General features: G+C 72.4%; 18 protein-coding genes. 5 read left to right on the top strand and 13 right to left on the bottom strand.

The features are described from left to right. Positions 1-4: 4 nt before the first annotated feature. The 7 genes from OG861_RS02355 to OG861_RS02380 all read right to left on the bottom strand — a co-directional run bounded on the left by OG861_RS02355 (position 5) and on the right by OG861_RS02380 (position 8939). Positions 5-1546 carry a sensor histidine kinase gene (locus OG861_RS02355; protein ID WP_443056715.1) on the bottom strand — a complete coding sequence of 514 codons (1542 nt, stop codon included), beginning with the start codon at positions 1544-1546 and terminating at the stop codon, positions 5-7. Between the two features lie 331 nt (positions 1547-1877). Beyond that, a complete protein-coding gene (locus tag OG861_RS34230) occupies positions 1878-3095 on the bottom strand; it encodes a hypothetical protein (RefSeq protein WP_443064447.1) in 1218 nt (405 codons plus the stop codon). Further along, positions 2984-4003, bottom strand: a complete 1020-nt coding sequence (locus OG861_RS34235) for an Orn/Lys/Arg decarboxylase N-terminal domain-containing protein (protein ID WP_443064448.1) — start codon at positions 4001-4003, stop codon at positions 2984-2986. The genes OG861_RS34230 and OG861_RS34235 overlap by 112 nt, the downstream gene beginning before the upstream one ends. 226 nt (positions 4004-4229) lie before the next feature. Then, the gene (gene proP / locus OG861_RS02365; RefSeq protein WP_329201025.1) at positions 4230-5765 is read right to left on the bottom strand and encodes a glycine betaine/L-proline transporter ProP; all 1536 of its coding nucleotides are present in this window, start codon (positions 5763-5765) and stop codon (positions 4230-4232) included. 209 nt (positions 5766-5974) lie between these two features. Beyond that, a complete protein-coding gene (locus OG861_RS02370) occupies positions 5975-6421 on the bottom strand; it encodes a peptidase inhibitor family I36 protein (RefSeq protein WP_330261099.1) in 447 nt (148 codons plus the stop codon). Between the two features lie 112 nt (positions 6422-6533). Continuing rightward, positions 6534-7142, bottom strand: a complete 609-nt coding sequence (locus OG861_RS02375) for an ArsR/SmtB family transcription factor (protein WP_330261100.1) — start codon at positions 7140-7142, stop codon at positions 6534-6536. Between the two features lie 564 nt (positions 7143-7706). Next, entirely contained in the window at positions 7707-8939 is a 1233-nt protein-coding gene (locus tag OG861_RS02380; RefSeq protein WP_330261101.1) for a serine hydrolase domain-containing protein, read from the bottom strand. Positions 8940-9239: 300 nt separating this feature from the next. On the opposite strand from OG861_RS02380, the gene OG861_RS02385 reads away from it, so the two are divergent. Continuing rightward, entirely contained in the window at positions 9240-9434 is a 195-nt protein-coding gene (locus tag OG861_RS02385; RefSeq protein ID WP_329201017.1) for an antitoxin, read from the top strand. Between the two features lie 94 nt (positions 9435-9528). Continuing rightward, positions 9529-10728 carry a glycosyltransferase 87 family protein gene (locus OG861_RS02390; protein ID WP_329201016.1) on the top strand — a complete coding sequence of 400 codons (1200 nt, stop codon included), beginning with the start codon at positions 9529-9531 and terminating at the stop codon, positions 10726-10728. A gap of 24 nt (positions 10729-10752) precedes the next feature. On the opposite strand, the gene OG861_RS02395 is transcribed toward OG861_RS02390, so the two are convergent. Continuing rightward, positions 10753-11076: a nuclear transport factor 2 family protein gene (locus OG861_RS02395; RefSeq protein WP_329201014.1), complete on the bottom strand. Its 324-nt coding sequence runs from the start codon at positions 11074-11076 to the stop codon at positions 10753-10755. A 114-nt stretch (positions 11077-11190) separates the two neighbouring features. On the opposite strand from OG861_RS02395, the gene OG861_RS02400 reads away from it, so the two are divergent. Next, a complete protein-coding gene (locus tag OG861_RS02400) occupies positions 11191-12171 on the top strand; it encodes a TAXI family TRAP transporter solute-binding subunit (RefSeq protein ID WP_329201011.1) in 981 nt (326 codons plus the stop codon). Between the two features lie 6 nt (positions 12172-12177). Here the strand turns inward: OG861_RS02400 and OG861_RS02405 are convergent, their stop codons facing one another. From OG861_RS02405 to OG861_RS02415, 3 genes are all read right to left on the bottom strand, one after another. After that, the gene (locus tag OG861_RS02405) at positions 12178-13566 is read right to left on the bottom strand and encodes a HAMP domain-containing sensor histidine kinase (protein ID WP_329201009.1); all 1389 of its coding nucleotides are present in this window, start codon (positions 13564-13566) and stop codon (positions 12178-12180) included. Further along, positions 13563-14276, bottom strand: coding sequence for a response regulator transcription factor (locus tag OG861_RS02410; RefSeq protein WP_330261102.1), 714 nt, complete (start codon positions 14274-14276; stop codon positions 13563-13565). Before OG861_RS02410 ends, OG861_RS02405 begins: the two co-directional genes overlap by 4 nt. Positions 14277-14347: 71 nt before the next feature. Continuing rightward, a complete protein-coding gene (locus OG861_RS02415; protein ID WP_329201005.1) occupies positions 14348-15706 on the bottom strand; it encodes an MFS transporter in 1359 nt (452 codons plus the stop codon). Positions 15707-15905: 199 nt separating this feature from the next. Between OG861_RS02415 and OG861_RS02420 the strand changes: the two genes are divergently transcribed. Beyond that, positions 15906-16130 carry a hypothetical protein gene (locus OG861_RS02420; protein WP_329201003.1) on the top strand — a complete coding sequence of 75 codons (225 nt, stop codon included), beginning with the start codon at positions 15906-15908 and terminating at the stop codon, positions 16128-16130. 4 nt (positions 16131-16134) lie between these two features. Here OG861_RS02420 and OG861_RS02425 read toward each other — a convergent pair whose 3' ends face one another. Further along, entirely contained in the window at positions 16135-17373 is a 1239-nt protein-coding gene (locus OG861_RS02425; protein WP_330261103.1) for an MFS transporter, read from the bottom strand. A gap of 114 nt (positions 17374-17487) precedes the next feature. Further along, the gene (locus tag OG861_RS02430; RefSeq protein WP_329200999.1) at positions 17488-18006 is read right to left on the bottom strand and encodes a GNAT family N-acetyltransferase; all 519 of its coding nucleotides are present in this window, start codon (positions 18004-18006) and stop codon (positions 17488-17490) included. A 165-nt stretch (positions 18007-18171) separates the two neighbouring features. On the opposite strand from OG861_RS02430, the gene OG861_RS02435 reads away from it, so the two are divergent. Beyond that, positions 18172-18585, top strand: a complete 414-nt coding sequence (locus OG861_RS02435) for a rodlin (RefSeq protein ID WP_330261104.1) — start codon at positions 18172-18174, stop codon at positions 18583-18585. The last annotated feature ends 94 nt before the right edge of the window (positions 18586-18679 follow it).

Genomic DNA, 18679 nt, shown 5'->3' on the forward strand with positions numbered 1-18679 from the left:
CTGTTCATGCCCCTTTGGTCGCTGAGCCCGACGTGTCCCCTGTGTCCCGGGCGGCCTGGGCGTCCTGGCCGGACCCGCCGGACAGGCCGCTGTGGAACGCCTCCAGCCACATGCCGGGGCCGGGGTCGTGCGCCGACTGCGGCTCCGCTGCGGGCGGGGCGTCGTAGAAGTTGGCACGGTCCTTGCGGCGCCGCTGCGGCAGGCCGGTCGCCGTGCGTTCGGTGGCGGGTCCGCCGGCCGCGGGCGTCGGCCGGGGTACGGAGGCCGGCGCCGGGCGGGGCGCGGCCACGGCGGCGGACGAGCGCTCGACGGGGTGCTCGCGCGGTGCGGGGGGCACTGCCCTGGGGCCCGAGGAGGAACCGATGCCGTGGGCGGTGCCGGTCGCCGCGGCCGTGGTGGTGATCAGGTGCTGCGGGACGATGACGACGGCGCGCACGCCGCCGTACGCGGAGGAGCGCAGGGACACCTGGAACCCGTACGCCTGCGCCAGCCGGCCGACCACCGCGAGACCGAGCCGCGGCGTCTCGCCCAGGTCGTTGAGGTCGATGCCGGACTGGGCCTGCGCGAGCATCCGCTCGGCGCGCCTGCGGGCCTCCTCGCTCATGCTGAGGCCGCCGTCCTCGATCTCCACGGCGATGCCCGACTGCACCTCGGCGGCCGTGAGGTGGACCCGGGTGTGGGGCGGCGAGTAGCGGGTGGCGTTGTCCAGCAGCTCCGCGAGGGTGTGGATCAGCGGCTCCACGATCGGTCCGACGACGGCGACCTCGGAGACCGAGTGGAGCTCCACCCGCTGGTAGTCGATGATCCGCGACATCGCGCCGCGCAGCACGCTGTACAGGGTGACGGCCCTGCTCCACTGGCGGCCGGGGCGCGCCCCGCCGAGGACGGAGATGGAGTCGGCGAGCCGGCCGATGAGGGCGGTGCCGTGGTCCAGGCGCAGGAGGTCGCCGAACACGTCCGGGTCGCGGCCGTGGCGGTCCTCCATCTCGCGCATCTCCTGGGCCTGCTGGTGGACGATCGCCTGCACGCGGCGGGCGATGTTCACGAAGGCCCGCTGCGCCGAGTGGCGGAGGTTCTCCTCGTTGTCGACGGTGTCGATGACGAGGGCGAGCACGGTCTGCAGGGCGGCTCTGTACCGCGGCGTCAGGGCCGTGTCGTTGCCCCAGCGGTTGCCCTGCCCGCCGCGGCCGCCGAGGGCGGTCAGCACCTCCTCGGGCAACTCGCCCTTGCGCAGTCGCTCGATGGCCTCGGTCAGCACCACCTGGGACAGGCGCACCGCTTCGGTCTCCTGCCGGGACAGGGCGTGGTGGAGGGCCGCGACCTCGGCGCGGCCGGCGGCGAGCGCGCGGCCGCGCCGGAGCGCTTCGGCGAGTGCCGCGGCGGTGCACACGGCGCCCAAGGCCACGCAGGCGGTGCGGACCGGTTCCGAGGAGGAGATCAGCGCGCCGATGAGGCACACGGCGGCCACGGCGGTGATCGCGGGCATCATCCAGCTCGTTCCCGCATCGGGGCGAGCGGCTTCGGGTGGAATGTCTTTTTGCGCCATCGGCGTCCTCGAACCATCGAAAGTGGGGATCTTCTGACCGGTGGGCGGGAGCATAACTACGCCCAACTCCACGCATGGGTGGTTTCGTTGGAGTTCATCGGACCGGAGGACCCATTACGCGCCATCCCCGGGGCCGGATTTCGGCTCGGGGGATGGCGCGTTCACGGTGCGGGGCACCATAAGAGGAGGTCGAAGGCATTCCGTCGCACATGCGGGCGACGGAATTCGAACTCATATTCCGCTTGATATCGGCCGCATTCCGTTGTCGGGATGTGGTACCCCGCACCGAAGTGCGCTATGGGCGCACCGGGACGGAGGTCCGGTCGTCCTCTCAGGTGCCGAGCGGGCTGTCCTCGCGTACGCATTCGATGAGGTAGTCGCCGTTGTCGGGGTCGATGGTGACGCCGTGCGCTTCGCTGTGGAAGCCCGGGAAGGCCCTGTCGAAGGCCTCCAGGGCGCCGAGGTAGCGCAGGACGGGCCCGTCGGGGGCGCCGAGCGCTTCACCGGGCATCAGGACCGGGATGCCCGGCGGGGTCACGGTGACCATCGCGGCGGCAACCCGGCCCGCGGCGTGCGCGAGGGGCAGGCGTTCGGTGCCGCCCCGGATCAGCTGCCGGTAGCAGTGCCGGGGCGGGACGACCGGTTCGGGCAGCTGCCGGAAGGCGGTGTCCAGGGCGTCGATCAGCTCGGCGCCGGTGAGGTGTTCGTGCATCTCCTGGCACAGGCCGCGCAGCGTGGCACTGCCGTAACGGCGGGGGTGGCGCTCGACCAGGTGGGGCAGGACCTGCCGCAGGGGGGTGTCGGCGTCGTGGAGGGCCTTGAAGTCCATGAGGGCGTCCATCAGGGTGCCCCACTTGCCCTTGGTGACGCCCATGGAGAACAGCACGAGGGTGGTGTAGGTGTCGGTCTTCTCCACCACGATGCCCCGGCCGGCCAGGTAGGCGGTGAGGATCCGGGCCGGGATGCCCCACGGTGCCGTCTCCCCCGTGGCGGTTACTCCGGGGCAGGTCAGCGTGACCTTGATGGGGTCCAGCAGGCACTGGCCCCGGCTCAGGCCGGCGAACCCGTGCCAGTCGGCGTCGGGGTCGAGCTCCCAGCAGCGCGGGTCGGTGGCCAGGAGCGCCGGGGAGGCGTCGGCGAAGGGAACGGGGCTCCCGCCGTCCGGGTCGGTGACTGTGTCGGGCTGCCAGACGCCGAAGAACCACGGGAGCCTGTCGCCGGCGTCCGCGATGCGGCGTCCGGTGCGCACGACGGCCTGCCGGAACCTGATCGCTTCGGTGACCGCCTCGTTGACCAGCCACTCGCCCTGAGCGCCGTCCATCATCGCCGCGGCCACGTCGAGCGAGGCGATGGCCGGGTACAGCGCCGAGGTGGTGCCGTGCATCATGAACGCCTCGTTGAACCGGTGGTGCTCCACGGGAGCCCGGGGCGAGGACTTCACGTGCACCATGGCGGCCTGTGAGAGGGCGGCCAGCAGCTTGTGCGTGGACTGGGTGGAGAAGACGGTGGGCCGGTCCGCGCCTTCGAAGGTGTCCGGGCCGACCGCCATGCCGTAGCGGCCGGCGTACAGGGGGTGGAACCGGGCGTAGGCGAACCAGGCCTCGTCGAAGTGGGGACGAGGTAGACCGGGCGGGCACCGGAGATCACCAGGCCGTGCAGGACCGACTTGTGGCAGTTGCGGTCCACCAGGGCGATCTCGTCGGAGGTGACGCAGTAATGGCCGACCATGCGGTCCGCGGTGGAATCGCCGTGCAGTACGAAGTACGTGCGGTCGGCGCCGAAGATGCGGGCGGCGTTGCGTTCGGCGTCCCCGATGGGTCCGCTGTGCTCGAAGAGGGACCCGAGTTCCTCGACGGAGATCGACAGGTCGGTGCGGAAGAGGCGTTCACCGTAGTAGTCGAAGAACGCCCGCCCGACCGGCGATTTCAAGAACGCCACCCCGCCCGAATGGGCCGGGGTGTGCCAGGAGTATTCGTGGGCGTCGTCGAAACGCCGTAGCGCTTTGAAGAACGGCGGCAGGACGGAGTCGCCGTAGGCGCGCGCCGCGTTGGAGACACGGCCGGCGATGAAGGAGGGCGTGTCCTCCAGGGGCCAGATGTAGCCGACCGCGGTCTCTGCCACCCACAGGGGCAGCCGGTCCAGACCGTGGTCGGACTCCTCGGTCATCACCACGAAGACGGGCAGGTCCTTGAACCGGCGGGAGACCTGCCGCAGGACCGCCGCACCCCCGCCGTCGGCGTCGTCGCCGGTCCCGGACGGCAGGTCCCAGGCCACGACGGCAGCCGTCAGGCCCGCCTCGGTGCGCAGGACCGCGCGTGCCGCCTCGGCGGTGCGGGCCCACCGCACCTCCAGTCCCCGGTTCTCCAGTTCCTTCCCGATCCGGCGCAGTTGGTCGCCTCCGACCCCACCGCCCAGGGGGTCCTCGCGCAGGGCCAGCAGGACACTACCGTTCGCCATGACACTCTCCATGAGCGCGTTGCCGATCCGCTTGACCTGCCAAGTCTCAAGCGGTACGGGCCTGCGCAGCGCGGGAAGCGGGCGGCACTCACCCGTACGGGTAGCCCCGTCGCGTCCGAGGGCGCCCGCCACCCGGACGCGTTCCCCCGGGACCCGTGGCTCGGCAACCGACCCGTGGCGGCCCGGTGGTCCGCGCCCGGCGCGCGGCCTGTGCCCACCGTGCGGTTCAACGGTCGCGGTCGTGGGGTCCGCGGTGGGCCCACGGGTGGCGCAACCGGATCCAGACGTCCCTGGCGTGACGGCCGGCCGCCGAGCGGCTGCCGGCCACCAGGCGGTCCGCCTCGCCCGGCGTCTCGACCATGGGGCCCGAGCCGCGCAGCGGTTTGCCCGCGGTCTCGTGCAGGAAGAGCGTCGAGACGAAGCCGACGGCGCCGGCGACCATGAGGTAGTACGCCGGGACCATCTCGTCGCCGGTCGCCTCCACCAGCGCCGAGGCCACCAGCGGCGTGGTCCCGCCGAACAGCGAGACGGAGATGTTGAAGGCGAGGGACAGCGCGCCGTACCGCAGTCGGGTGGGGAACAGCGCGGGCAGCGTGGACGCGGCCGTTCCGGCGAAGCAGACCAGCAGCAGGCCGAGTACGGCGCAGCCGAGGGCGGGCCACAGGATCCCGCCCTGGCGGATCAGCAGGAAGGCAGGTACCGAGAGCGCCACCAGGGCGACGCTGCCGGCGAGGAACACCGGCCGGCGGCCCCAGCGGTCCGAGGTGTGGCCCACGGTGGTGATGGTCAGGACCACCAGCAGCATGGTCGCGAGGACGAGCACCTGCGCGGTGGTGGCGCTCTGGCCGAGGGTCACGGTCATGTAGGTCGGCAGGTACGAGGTCACCATGTAGTTGGTGACGTTGTACAGCAGGACCAGCCCCATGCAGATGAGGACGGCCTGCCAGTGCCGGGTGAAGATCTCCTTGAGGCGTCCCTTGCCGGACTCGCGGGCGGCCTCGACGGGGTCGACGTCCTCTTCGTCTTCCGGGCCCTGCGGCCCTTCCGAGGCCGCGTAGGCGGCCTCCTTCTTGAAGGCGGGGGTCTCCTCCAGTTTCATGCGCATGTAGAGGCCGATCAGGCCGAGGGGCCCCGCCAGGTAGAAGGGGATGCGCCAGCCCCAGTCCTCCAGGCCGCCGGTGCCGAGGACGAGGGTCAGTACGGTGACCAGGCCGGAGCCCAGGGCGTAACCGACGAAGGTGCCGAAGTCGAGCCAGCTGCCGAGGAACCCGCGGCGGCGGTCGGGGGCGTACTCGGCGATGTAGGTGGTGGCGCCCGCGTACTCGCCGCCCGTGGAGAAGCCCTGGACGAGACGGCAGACGAGGAGCAGGACCGGGGCGGCGACGCCGATGGAGTCGTACGAGGGCAGGAAGCCGACGGCGAAGGTGCTGGCCGCCATCATGATCATGGTGGCGGCCAGCACCTTCTGCCGGCCGATGCGGTCGCCGAGCGGACCGAAGACCAGACCCCCCAGGGGGCGGACCAGGAACGCCGCGGCGAAGGTGGCGAAGGCGGAGACGACCTGCACGCCGGGAGAGCTGGCGGGGAAGAAGACCTTGCCCATCGTTCCCGCGAGGTAGGCGTACACGCCGAAGTCGAACCACTCCATCGTGTTGCCCAGGGCCGCGGCCGTCACCGCGCGCCGTACCTGCGGGCGGTCGGAGACGGTCACGTCCTCGCTGCGGATCGTCGTCTTGCGGCGCCGCAGGAGGGTGCGGAGCATCCGGTCGGTGGCCGGGTGGCCGCCGCGTGCCGGCCTCTCCCCCGGCCCAGGACCAGAGCTCCGCCACGGTCCTGCCATGTCATCGGCCTCCTGGTGGGTTGCCGCTACCTCGCCGGCTTCCGATTCTGTCGCCACGGCCCGGTCGGGGCGTGCCGGCGCGTCCAGGAGGGTGAACGGTCGCGCGTGGTGGGACGGCGCGACGACGGGTTCTAGGAGCCCTTGTAGGAGCCGATCGGGGTGGCCGTCCCGCAGGACGAGCTGCCCAGCTTCTGTACGGACGAGATCTGGTCGTGGAGGCCGAACCAGTCGCCGAGTTTCGACACCGCATAGCCGGGCCGTACGCAGTACTTGGCGCCCCTGTTGTAGGCGTCGACGTAGACGTACCAAGACACGCTGTTGCGGTTCCACAGGGAGTCGAACCGGTCGTTGTCGCCGCCGAGGGCGGGTGCGGAGGCCGTGTAGGCGGTGAAGATGCCGCCGTAGTCCGCGTCGGACCAGGCGCACAGGCGGTTGTCGGCGCACTGGCCGGAACTCGCCGACGCGGGCGCCTGGGCGGTGGCCAAGGCGATCACCGCGGCGCCCAGGAGCAGCGCGGCGCGCTCCCCTGCGCGGCGCGGGCGGGACTTCGTGGCGGGTGAACTCGTTGAGGCTGTCATGTGCGTGCTCCCACGTGTGTGGTGGTTGTGGTGACGGGCCGGGCGTGCGGGCGGTGCCGGTACGCATCCTGCTGACGACCGGGCCGCGGTGGCCACGGGCTTAAGCCACCGCTTAAAGGGGGGCGCCGTCTCCCGCGCCCTGCCACGTCCCGCCGAGCAGTTCACGTCCCAGGGCGGTCGTCACGTGCAGCGCGCGCCCGCCCCGACGGCTCGTGGCGATGAGGCCGGCGCCCCGCAGGGCCGTGGCGTGCTGGCTCGCCGCGGCCGGGGTGACTCCGAGCCGCCGGGCGAGCTCGGTGGTGCCGCAGCCGTCCGCGACCACGCGTAACGCGGTGGCCCGGGTGCGCCCGAGCAGGGTGCCCAGGGCCTCGTCGGCGGTCGTGCCGTTGCCGCCGTGCCACAGGGCGGAGCCGTCCGCCGGGTCGGTCACCGCCGGTACGGTCAGCCGGGGCACCGCTTCGTCGTCGTACGGGTCGTACAGGAGGCTGAGCTCGCGCCAGGAGAACACCGTCGGCGCGAGGACGAGCCCGCGCCCGCCCAGGTGGACGTCGACCCGGCGGGGGTGGCGGACCTCCAGCACGGGCGGGATCCAGCGCACCAGCGGCGGGCACAGCGAGGTCAGCAGGCCTTCGACGCCGCGCTCGAGGAAGGTGCGGGCGTACTGGGCGCGTACCGCGTCGAGGCGTGAGCGGGCGGCCGCCCAGTACGGCCCCACCGTCACGCCGTGGCAGGCCGCGAGGGCCGTCGCCAGTTGGCCGCGCGCTTCGGGGTCCCCGTCGGCGACGAGCCGCGCCCAGGAGGTGTGGAGGGGGGAGAAGGCGACCGGCTCCAGCTCCCGTCGTACGCGTGCGCGGAGCGCGCAGCAGGGCGTCGACGGCCTGGTCCACGTCGGGCGAGTCCCCCGCCAGCGCCAGCAGGTCGAGGCCGGGGCCCCGGTCCGGCAGGAGCACGGTGAGCGGCCTGGCGGCCTGCGGCAATCGCCCGGCCACCCTCGCGCGCCAGTGGTGGAAGGGCGCCGGGAGGGAGCGCCTGTTCAGCATCTCCAGGCTGTAGTACGTCTCCGCCGCGGCCCCGATCGTGGTGGCCACTCGGGTGCGGACGAGATCGTCCGCGGTGAAATGGATACGCAGCACCACTGGCCCCGCTGACCCCGAGACGTACGGCGACGCGACGCTGTTGCGGTGTCACGCGCGGCCGGCCGCTCGCGTGGCGGCGGGGCGATTGTCCTGCGCGCGCCGACGTCGCTTCAACGGCGTTTCCGGACCTTCCGCGCCGCTGCGGCCGGTCAGCTGACCTTGGGCGCGGAGGGTTCGTGGCCGGGGTAGACGTGCTCGGGAGTCACGATCCGGGTGACCGCCTCGCCGAACAGCGTGCTCGGCTCCTGGCCGTCGTGCAGGACGTCGGTGTTGAGGACGATGACCATCGTCGCCCGCGCCGGGGGCAGGTAGACGGCCAGGACTTCGTAACCGGGCAGCGAGCCGTTGTGGCCGATCCAGCCCTGGACGTTGAAGATGCCCAGCCCGTAGGAGGCGCCCGGCACGCCTATCGGTTTGGTCTTGAGACGCTGGGCCTGGGTCTCGGGCGTCAGCAGTGTGCCGGTGGCCAGGGTGTGGGCCCAACTGCGCAGGTCCTGGAGGTCGGAGATCATCGCTCCGGCGGCCCAGGCCCAGGAGGGGTCCCAGTCGGTCGCGTTCTCGATCTTACCGGAGGCCGTCTGGTCGGTGTAGCCCTGCGCGTGGGGCTCCGGGAACTGCGCGCCCGTGGGGAAGAGCGTGTGCTGCAGCCCCGCCGGCCCGACGACGTCCCGCATGATGACGTCGTTCAGAGGCCGCCCGGTGACCTTCTCGATCACCAGGCCGAGGAGGATCAGGTTGGTGTTGGAGTAGTCGAACTGTGCGTCCGGCGCGAACTGCACACCGTGCTTGAAGCTGTAGTCGAGCAACTGCTGTGGTGTGAAGGGCTTGTCCGGGTCGGTGGTGAGCGCCTTGTCGAAGTCCGCGTCCTCGCTGTAGTTGAACAGCCCGCTGCGCATGCCGGCGAGTTCGCGCAGCGTGATGCGGTTCCCGTTCGGAACGCCCGCGACGTACTTGCCGATCGGGTCGTCCAGGCCGACCTCGTGCCGGCCGACGAGTTGGAGGAGGGCGGTGACCGTGAACGTCTTGGTCTCGCTGCCGATGCGTACGCGCAGGCCGCTCGTCATCGGTGCGCCGGTGGCCTTGTCCGCCACGCCGAAGGACTTCACGTAGCTGCCCTTGCCGGGCGCCCACAGTCCCACGGTCACTCCCGGCACTCGTGCCTCGCGCAGCACCTGGCGTATGGCGGCGTCGAGCTTCGCCGCGACGGCCGGGGTGAGCCGTGCGAAGTCCCCGTCCGGGGAGGGGGAAGGGGCGGCGGGGGCGGATGGCGCCGCGTCGGTCGCCCCGTGCGCGGAACCCGCCGCGGCGGCCGGGGCGATGAGCAGACCTGCTGCGGCGGCGGCCACACAGGCCCGGCGCAACCGAATGCGGTAGGGCTTCACGGCCTGGCCTCCAGTCGTACGAGGACCCGAGCAAGCACAAGGGTAGGTCCGCCCCGTTCCGCCCGCGCGGTGACCCGGTGATCGAGGACGGTCCCGCACCCGGAAGCCGAGCCGCCCGGGGCCGGATACCCGAAGTCGCGCGAAGCAGAGGTTCCCGATGCGTTCCGGGTGGAGAACGGGCAGGTCAACCGGCCGGGGCAGGCGCTTCTGCGGCGGCGCTCGCCACGCGGTCCCGGATGCGGATCGCGGGGCGCGGGATCACTCTGGGAGCGCTGGACCACGAAGCGAAGGAGATCAGCCATGTCCATGATGGACAAGCTCAAGCAGATGCTCAAGGGACACGAGAAGCAAGCCGGCCAGGGCATCGACAAGGCCGGGGACTACGTGGACGGGAGGACCCAGGGCAAGTACCGCACGCAGACCGACATGGCGCAGGAACAGCTCAAGCGGCGCCTCGGTCCGGACGACACTCCTCCGCCGCCGCCCGCCCGGTAGCCGAAAAGCCCGCGTGCGGTAGTCGGGCGGCCACCCGCGCCGGTGTGGTTCACGGTGCGGGTGTGCCGGCGGGGGACGCGGGATGATGGCCGGCATGACGAGTTGGCTGACGCGCCACGCCACGCTGATCGTGGCGTGCTCAGCGGTCGCGCACCTGACGGTCGCCTTCTTCGCGGCCGACATGTTCGACCTCAGGGTCTACCGGGAGGGGGCGCCCGGCGTACTGACCGGCCACCTCTACGATTTCCGGCTGGCCCGCTCCGACCCGGGGGCCCTGCCGCTCCCCTTCACCTATCCGCCCTTCGCGGCCCTGGTGTTCCTGCCCCTGGCCCACGTGCCGTGGTGGCTGACGCAGGTGCTGTGGCAGTTGCTGTCCCTCGCCGCGACGACGTACCTCGTCCGTGGCTCGTTCGCACTGCTGCGTCCGGACCGGGCGGCCGAGCCCGCCCGCGTCTTCCTGTGGTCGGCAGCCGTGCTGTGGCTGGAACCCGTACTCCACGGGCTCGCGCTCGGCCAGGTCAGTCTGCCGCTCGCCGCCCTGTCGCTGGCCGCCGCGCTCCGGCCGGCCCCGCTCGCTGCCGGTACGGGCATCGGCCTCGCGGCCGGCATCAAACTGACCCCGGCAGGCGGCGTCCTGTACCTGCTGGCGGCGGGCCGGCGCCGGGCCGCCGGGTGGGCGGCCGGCACTTTCGCGGCGACGGTCGTACTGGCCGCTCTCGTGGCCCCGGCGGAATCCTGGCGGTACTGGTGGCATCTGCTCGGGGACAGCGGACGCATCGGGCCGCTCGCCTCGGTGGAGAACCAGTCGCTGCGCGGCTGCCTGGCCCGGCTCCTCGGGCACGACGGCGGTGCCGGCGGCCTGTGGTGGCCGGCGCTCGTGCTCCTCGCGGCCGCCGCGACGGCCTGCGCGCTCCGCGCCGCGGTACTGCGCGGGGATCGGTTGGCCATGCTGCTGGCCGCGCAGTTCTTCGTCCTGCTGGCGAGCCCGGTCTCCTGGAGCCACCACTGGGTGTGGGTGGTTCCCGCGCTCGTGTGGCTGCGGCACGGCCCCCTTCGCGGACGACGTCTGAGCAGAGCGGCCGCCGTGGCATGGGCGCTGGCCGCGGGGACCTGGCTGGTCCCGGTGCTGCACGCGGTGGCCCCGGCGGGCCGTCCCGTGCCCTGGCCCGCGGCGCTCGCCGCCTGCGCGTACCCGTTGGCCGCCGCCCTCACCCTGGCGGCCGTCGCCTCTTCGCCACGGGCCGACCCGGTGCCGGTTGCGGTGGCGGCCGGCCTCGCCTCCGGAAGCCGCTGATCGTGCGCAGTTCCAGGGGAGCCGTCAGGCCTGCCCGGTCTCGAAGCGGGCCACTTTGCCGCCCTCCACGGTGAAGCGCCACGCCGTGCGCATGGTGCCCCAGGTGTCGTTGCGGAACTCCGCCACCAGGCCGAGGCCGTCATGGGTCTGCGTCTCGACGTCCATGTGGCCTCCGGAGGAGAAGATCTCCCGCTCCGTCCAGTCGGCGAGTTCGCGGTCGTTGCCGTCGTCCGACATCGTGGCGCCCGGGGTCAGGGTCTCGGCGAACGCCTGCCGGTCCCCGGCGTTCAGCGCGGTGACGAAGGCCCGCACCGCCGGTTCGGTCAACTGGTCGGGATAGAGGGACATTGCTCGCTCCGTGGCTGTCGGGGAAGACTCCGCTTCCGATACTGGACCCCTGGAAGCCGTGTTTCGAGGTCCTCGGCGCGTGTCGGCCTTCCGCCCGCTGGCTACGCTCTTGACGTGAGCAGCGCACAGTTGAAGCGTCGACAGGTGTGGGGAGCCGGGCTCGGCGCCCTCGCCTCCGCCGTGGCGGGCGCCTGCGCGGGATGCTCCCGGGACTCCGGTCCGGCGCGGCGGCTGCTGCTCGCGACGGGGCCCGAGGGGGGTCCGTACAACGCGTTCGGCGAAGCCCTCGCGCAGGCCGTCGGTGCGAGCGGCAGCCGCCTGCGGATCGTTCCCGTGAGCACCTCGGCGAGCGTGGACAACCTGCACGAGCTCGACGCCGGCTCCGTCGATCTGGCGCTGGCCATGGCGGACGTGGCCGAGGACGCGGCGCTGGGGCGCGAGCCGTTCACCCGCCCGGCCTCGGTGACGGCGCTGGCGCGTGTCTACGTGAACTACACCCACCTGCTCGCCCGGGCGGACGGGCCGGTCCGGTCGGTGCGGGACCTGGCGGGACGTCCGGTCGCGGCGGGCGCCCCCGGTTCGGGCGTGCAGGTCGTGGCGGGCCGGGTCCTGCGCGAAGCGGGGCTGGGCGACGACCCCTCCCCCGCACGCGAGCGGCAGCTGGGCCTCGCCGATTCGGCGCGGGCACTGCGCGAGGGCGGGGTCGACGCGCTGTTCTGGTCGGGGGGCGTGCCCACCCCGGCACTGACGGCGCTGTCGCGCGAGCTCGGCCTGCGGTTCGTACCGCTGGACGGGTACGTGGCCCCGCTCCGGGAGCGCTACGGCCCCGTGTACACGGCGGTGACCATCCCGGCCGGGGCGTACGGTCTCGCCGAGCCCGTGGGTACCCTCGGGGTCGCCAACTACCTCCTGGCCCGTGCCGACGTACCGGAGCCGGCCGCCCTCGAACTGCTGACGGTGGTGTTCGACCGGTGGGGTGACCTGCTGCGGGAGGTGACGGCGGGGGCCCGGCTCGAGCCCCGGTTCGCCATCTCGACCGGCCGCGTACCGCTGCACGGGGGTGCGGTCGCGTACTACCGGTCCGTGTACGGCTGAGCGGGGTCAGGACGGGGCCTGCGCGGGCGGGAGCCGCAGCTCGAAGGCCAGGCCGCGGGGCGTGTGCGCGGTGACGGCGAGGCGGCCGCCGCTGATGCGGGCGATCTCGTCGGCGATGGCCAGCCCCAGACCGGTGCCGGGGACGTTCTGGTGCTCGGGCGCGCGGCCGAAGCGCCGCAGCAGCACGTCGAGTTGGTCGGGCGGGACTCCCGGGCCGTCGTCCGTGACCCGGACGACGACCTGCCCGTCGTCCGCGTCGCGCGCGGCGCACACGGCCACGCGGCCGTCGGGAGGGACGAACTTGACCGCGTTGTCGAGGAGGGCATCCAGGATGCGGCCCGTAGCGTCGGGCAGGGCCGTGGCCCGCAGGTTCCCGGCAATGCCGGACGCGGTCAGCTCCAGGCCGGCGGCGCGGAACACGGGGGTCCAGGCCGTGACCCGCTCCCGCACGGCCTGGGACACGTCCTGGTCGCGCAGCTCGGCGGTGCCCGACTCCACCCGCGCCATGGCGAGCAGACCGTCGAGCAGTTCCTCCAGCCGTTCCGCCTCGTCCAGCGCGCGGGCGTGTTCGGCGCGGCCCGGGCCGGGGGCGATGTGCGGCTCGACGTTCTCCAGTTGGAGCACCAGCGTGGCGAGCGGGTTGCGCAGCTGGTGGGAGGCGTCGGCGACGAAGTCCCGCTGACGGCCGATGGCGTCGGCCATGGCCTGCGCCATGGTGTTGAAGTGCTGTCGCAGGCGGCGCAGTTCGGGCGGTCCGGTGTAGGAGACGGCCCGCGCCTGGAGGCGTCCGGCGGTGAGCCCTTCCACCGCCCGGTCCAGGTCGAGGACGGGGCGCATCAGCCAGCGCGCGGTTCCCGCCGCGACGAGGGCGGCCGCCGCGAAGGCGGCGAGCGCCCCGGCGGCGATCAGCGACCAGCGGACCGTCACGTCCCGGCGGGCCGCCGCGGTGGGTACGGACAGCAGGACCGCCCCGCTGACCCGCTCGTCGCGGCCCACCGGCTCGGCGACGACGACGCGCACCGGGCCCCACGGGCGAAGGGTGGGCAGCCGGTCGGTGGAACGGCCGGTGAGGGCCCGGCGGCGGGCGTCCGCCGTCTCGGTGGACGCCGGGGAAGCGGGTCCCGACCGTGCGAGCGTCCCTCCCGCCGTGTCCACGACGACCACCCCGGCGCCGTACAGCTGCGCGTAGCGGCTGATCTCGGCGGACAGCTCCGACCGGTCGGCGCCGGTGCGCATCCGGTCGGCGAGGTCGGCGAACCGCACCGCCTCCGAGCGCCGTTGCAGGAGCAGGTGCTCGGTCCGTCCTCGCGCGTACGCGTCGGCCAGCGGGACGCAGAGCAGCAGTGCGGCGGCGCCCATGAGCACCATCAGCACGGCGAGGAGCCGGCGTCTCATCGCCCGCCGTCCCCTTCGTCACCGGCGGCGGGGGAACCGAGTTGGTAGCCGAAGCCTCGGACGGTGCGCACGAGCGCGGAGCGGCCCGTCTTGGCGCGGATTCCGGCGACGTGGACGTCCAGCGAGCGTGAGGCGCCGAGGAAGGCGTCCCCCCAGATCCGGTCGAGGATCTCCTCGCGGGAGTGCACTTCGGCCGGGCGGGCGGCCAGGAAGGCCAAAACGTCGAACTCCCGGCGGGTGAGCCTGATGTGGCGGCCTGCCACCGTGACCGTGCGGCCCGCCAGGTCGACCTCGACGTCTCCGGTGCGCACCGGCCGGCCGCCTGCGCCGGAAGGAGCCGCAGAACGGCCCGAGGGGGAACCCGTCCTGCGGCGCACGGTGTCTATGCGGGCGATCAACTCGGCCATCCGGAACGGCTTGACGACGTAGTCGTCGGCGCCGGCCCGCAGCCCTTGCACGATGTCGCGCTCGTCGCAACGCGCGGTCACGACGATCAACGGCGCGTCGCAGACGGTTCGCAGGCGCCGCAGGAGCTCCAGGCCGTCCAGGTCGGGCAGGCCGAGGTCGAGCAGGACGAAGTCGGCTTCGTGTACGTACCGCAGCGCGTCCAGGGCCCGGGCCGCCCGGCGGACCGTGTGCCCCCGCTGGGCGAGTGCGGTGCCGAGGGCCTGGGCCATGCGGTCGTCGTCCTCGACGAGAAGGGCGTGCACCGGCAGTCCTCCTCGTCGCGCACGGACCGGGGGTCGAGCCCGCGCCCGACCGGTTGAACCGGTGCAGCAGCTTACGTGAGCTGCCGCACCCGGCCGTCGGCCTCCACCTCCGCGCGGCTGAGCGCGGCGTTGCGGGTGTCGGGCATCAGGACGTAGGTGACGAGGGAGACGAGCGCACAGCCGGAGACGTACCAGAAGAACATCTTCTCGTGGCCACTGTCCTTGAACCACAGCGCCACGTACTCGGCCGTGCCGCCGAAGAGGGCGTTGGCGATCGCGTAGGGCAGTGCCACGCCCAGGGCGCGCACCCGGGTCGGGAACAGCTCCGCCTTCACGGCCGCGTTGATGGAGGTGTAGCCGGTGACGATGACCAGGGCCAGCAGGGACAGCCCGAGCGCGGACCAGTACGAGGACGCGGACCCGAGGGCGGTCATGATCGGGTACGTGCCGACGGTGCAGCCCACGGCGAACGTGATCAGCAGCGGGCGGCGGCCGATCCGGTCGGACAGCATCCCGGCGAAGGGCTGGAGCACGGCGAAGAGGGCCAGGGCGGTGAAGCTGACCAGGGTGGCGGTCGTCTTCTCCATGCCGGCGCTGCCGACCAGGTACTTGGTCAGGTAGGTGGTGTACGTGTAGTAGGCCACGGTTCCGCCGAGCGTGAGCGCCATGACCAGGCCGGCCTGCCGTTTGTACTGCCACAGGGCCTTGAGCGTGCCGCGTGCGCTGTCGTCGTGTCCGTCCGCGCCCGCCGACTCCTCCCGGAAGGCGTCGGTTTCCTGGAGCCTCCGGCGCAGCCAGAAGACGACCACCGCGAACAGGGCTCCGAAGACGAACGGGACGCGCCAGCCCCAGTCGTGGAGCTGGGCGGTGGTGAGCGTGTGCTGGAGGGTGATGAGGATGCCGAGGCCCAGGAGCTGGCCGCAGGTCATCGACACGTACTGGAAGGAGGAGCCGAGGCCCCGCCGGTCGCGCGCCGACGCCTCGGTGAGGTACGTGGCGCTGGCCGCGTACTCCCCGCCGATGCTCATCCCCTGCAACAGGCGGGCGAGGAGCAGGACGAGGGCGCCCGCGTAGCCGGCCTGCCCGTACGTCGGGGCGACGGCGATGAGCAGGGCGGCCCCGGACATCATGGCGACGGTGAGGGTGAGCGCGCTCTTGCGACCGTGCCGGTCGGCGGCACGGCCGAGGATCCAGCCGCCGACGGGGCGCATCAGGAAGCCGACCGCGAAGATCCCCGCCGTGTTCATCAGCTGGGTGGTCGGGTTGTCGCCGGGGAAGAACGAGTCGGCGAAGTAGATGGCGAAGCTGGCGTAGACGAACCAGTCGTACCACTCCACGAGGTTGCCGAGGGACCCGCCGACGAGAGCGAGGCGGCGCTTCTTGCGGACGTCCCCGGGCGGCGCCGGGGGCAGGACGGCGGACGAAGACATGGCGGCTCCAGACGGAAGTCCCCGAGGGGAGAAGGCGAAGGAGAACGACCCCGACGGTGGGGAAGTGACCAGAGCATGCGTCGGCCGGTGCACGGGGACAAGCGACGGCGCGCAGATCTAACGTCCCGCTAAGAAAGGCCCCGCGGCGGGCGGTCCGCCCGGCGGCCGGGGCCGGCAACGCTGTCCGTACACTCGCCTGATGACTCAGATGCGGTGCACTTTCTGCGGTGCCGACGACCTCGAACCGGGGTTCGCCGAGGACGCCGGGCAGTCCGCTCCCGGGTACACCCGGTGGATCGCGGGGCCACTGGAACGGGGGCTGTTCGGCGGGGCGAAGCTGATGGGCCGCCCTCGCCGCCAGATCGACGCCTGGCGTTGCCGCAAGTGCGGCCACCTGGAGCTGTTCGCGACGAACCCCTGCTGAGCCGTCACGCCGCCACGGGGTCGGGCACCTGCGGGGCCCGCCGCCGTACCGCCCATATGCTCGGGGCGAGGAGGAGGACGACGGTGGCCAGCGTCATCACGGCGGCGCTGGCGAGGAGGACGGACGTCGGCCCGAGGGAGGTGGCCGTGGCGCCCACGGCGAGGTAGCCGAGCGGTACGGCCATGAGTTCACCGGTCGAGCTGAGCGCACTCACCCGGCCCAGCACCTGCGGGGGCAACTGCTCCTGCAGGGCGGTGTGCCAGCAGACGACGGCGACGTCGAGGGCGGCGCCGGCCAGCGCCACGCCGGCCGCGAGGACGACGAGCGGGGCATCGGCGGCGAGGGCGAGCAGCGGGAGTGCCAGCGGCAGGTTCGCGCAGACGCACGCGACCATGATCCGGGAGGGTTTCCACTTGAGGGATATGAACCCTCCGCCGAACAGGCCGACGGCGAAGGCTCCCTGGACGGTCCCCCACGTGGCCGCGCCCAGATCCCGGTCATGGGTCACCACGGGCCCCAGGAGCTGGTAGCCGCCGAGCCACAGTGCGACGACGACGGTTCCGGAGAGGACGTACGACCAGAGCCAGGGCCGGCCCGAGAATTCGCTCCATCCTTGCCTGAAATCCCGTAGAACCGAGGTTTGCCGCTTTTCCGGTGCGGAAATGGCGAGGCGGCTCACCAGAGCCGCCGCGATGGCGAAACTGGCGGCGTCCCAGGCCAATGTCCATTCCGGTCCCACCAGGGCGACGAGCAGGCCGCCGAGCGCCGGCGCGACGATTTTCACCGCATTGACCGGAAGCCGCATGAGGGCGTTCGCTTCCTGGACCTCACCCGCTCCGACGAGGTCGGGGAGAAGACTGTTCATCGCGGGCTGCGTGAGCGCCGAGGCGCCGCCGGCGAGGGCGGCGAACACGGCGACCCGTGTCACATCGGCCGTTCCCGAAGCCACGAGCAGGGCAATTCCCGCCTGCGTGAGGGCCGGCAGGAGGTTTCCGAACACGATGACGCGCCGCTTCGACAACCGGTCGGCGATCACGCCTCCCAGGAGCAGCATGATCAGCTGTGGAACGGTATTGCCGGCCAGCACGATCGCGAGCGAAGCCGGCCGGCCGTCGAACCCGAGCACCGCGAAAGCCAATGCGACGGGCGCCATGGCCGAGCCGCTCACCGAGATGATCCGCGCCAGGACGAATAAACGGAACGGCTTGTGCCGCAGTACGGAGAAGGAAGATCGGAAAGCCACCCGGCGCACAGTACAACCCGTGGTGCACGCCGCCGCACGGGGGTGGACGGCACAGAACAGGGCCGATTACCACGCCGTGTGCCACCTCGGACGACGCCGGACGTCCTCGGAAGGTCACCGGTCCAGCGGACGTCGGTAGCGGAGCTCGGTGAGCGCGACGTCGCCGTAGTCGTCCTCCTGGGTCGCGCCGTCGGGCCGGTAGCCGGCACGTTCGTAGAAACCCCTGGCCTGACGGTTGTCATCGAGGACCCACAGGGCCAGGGCCTCGAACCGCTGCGCCGCCATACGCGCGTGGACCACACCGAGCAGGGCGCGGCCGACTCCCCTGCCGATGCGGTCGGGCCGGACGTAGAGGGCGTAGACCTCCCCGGTCCGGGCCTCGGCGGACCCCCGGTACGGACCGGAGCTGATCCAGCCCACGAGCGCGCCGTCGGCGTCGAGGGCGACGAGTTCCGTCGACTTCCGCAGCGGATCGGCGAACCACGCCCGGCGCCGTCGCGCATCGCCCTCGACCGTCATCGCGTCCAGGTACCCCTGGGGGACGATCCCGGCGTACGCGGACTGCCAGCCCCTCACGCGGACCGCCGAGACGGCGTCGACGTCGGCTTCCCGCATCTCCCGAACCTCAACCATCACATCACCCTAAGCCGGTGCCCGTGCCGGGCCGAACTCCTTTTGCGGAGCCGGTGCACGCGCGATCGGGTGACATGCCGCCACATCGGCGGGCACTCCCGCGTTAGGCAGGGCGACTTCCCCGCCAGGGGGCACTTTTCCGCTCAAGCTAAGGAACGCGCGAGAATGCTGAAGAACATGATGATCACCGCAGCAGCCACCGCCGCCGCGATCGGCGCGGGCGCTGCCGTCGCCGCCCCGGCCATGGCCATCGGCAACGACAACGGGGTCAACACCGTCAACGGCAACGGCGCCGCGCAGATCTACGGCAACCAGAAGACCGAGGGCGCCATGAGCCCGCAGCTGAGCCTGGTCCAGGGCACGCTGAACAAGCCCTGCATCGGCCTGCCGGCCAAGGTCAACGCCCAGTCCCTGGTGGCGGTCATCGCCAACATCGGTGTCCAGGACATCAACGTCCTGTCCAACCCGCAGAACCAGCAGTGCACCGAGAACTCCACCCAGGCCAAGGGCGACGAGTCGCTGTCGCACATCCTGGACAACATCCCCGTCCTGTCCGGGAACCTGTCCGCCAACAGCTGACCTGCCCCTGGCACCGGCGAGCGGGCCGGCCGTGGGCGTCCGCACGAACACCACGACCGGCCCGGCCAGCCAACTGCTGCGCCCACCGGCCCGG

It is taken from the genome of Streptomyces sp. NBC_00539 (assembly GCF_036346105.1).
Classification (GTDB): Bacteria; Actinomycetota; Actinomycetes; order Streptomycetales; family Streptomycetaceae; genus Streptomyces.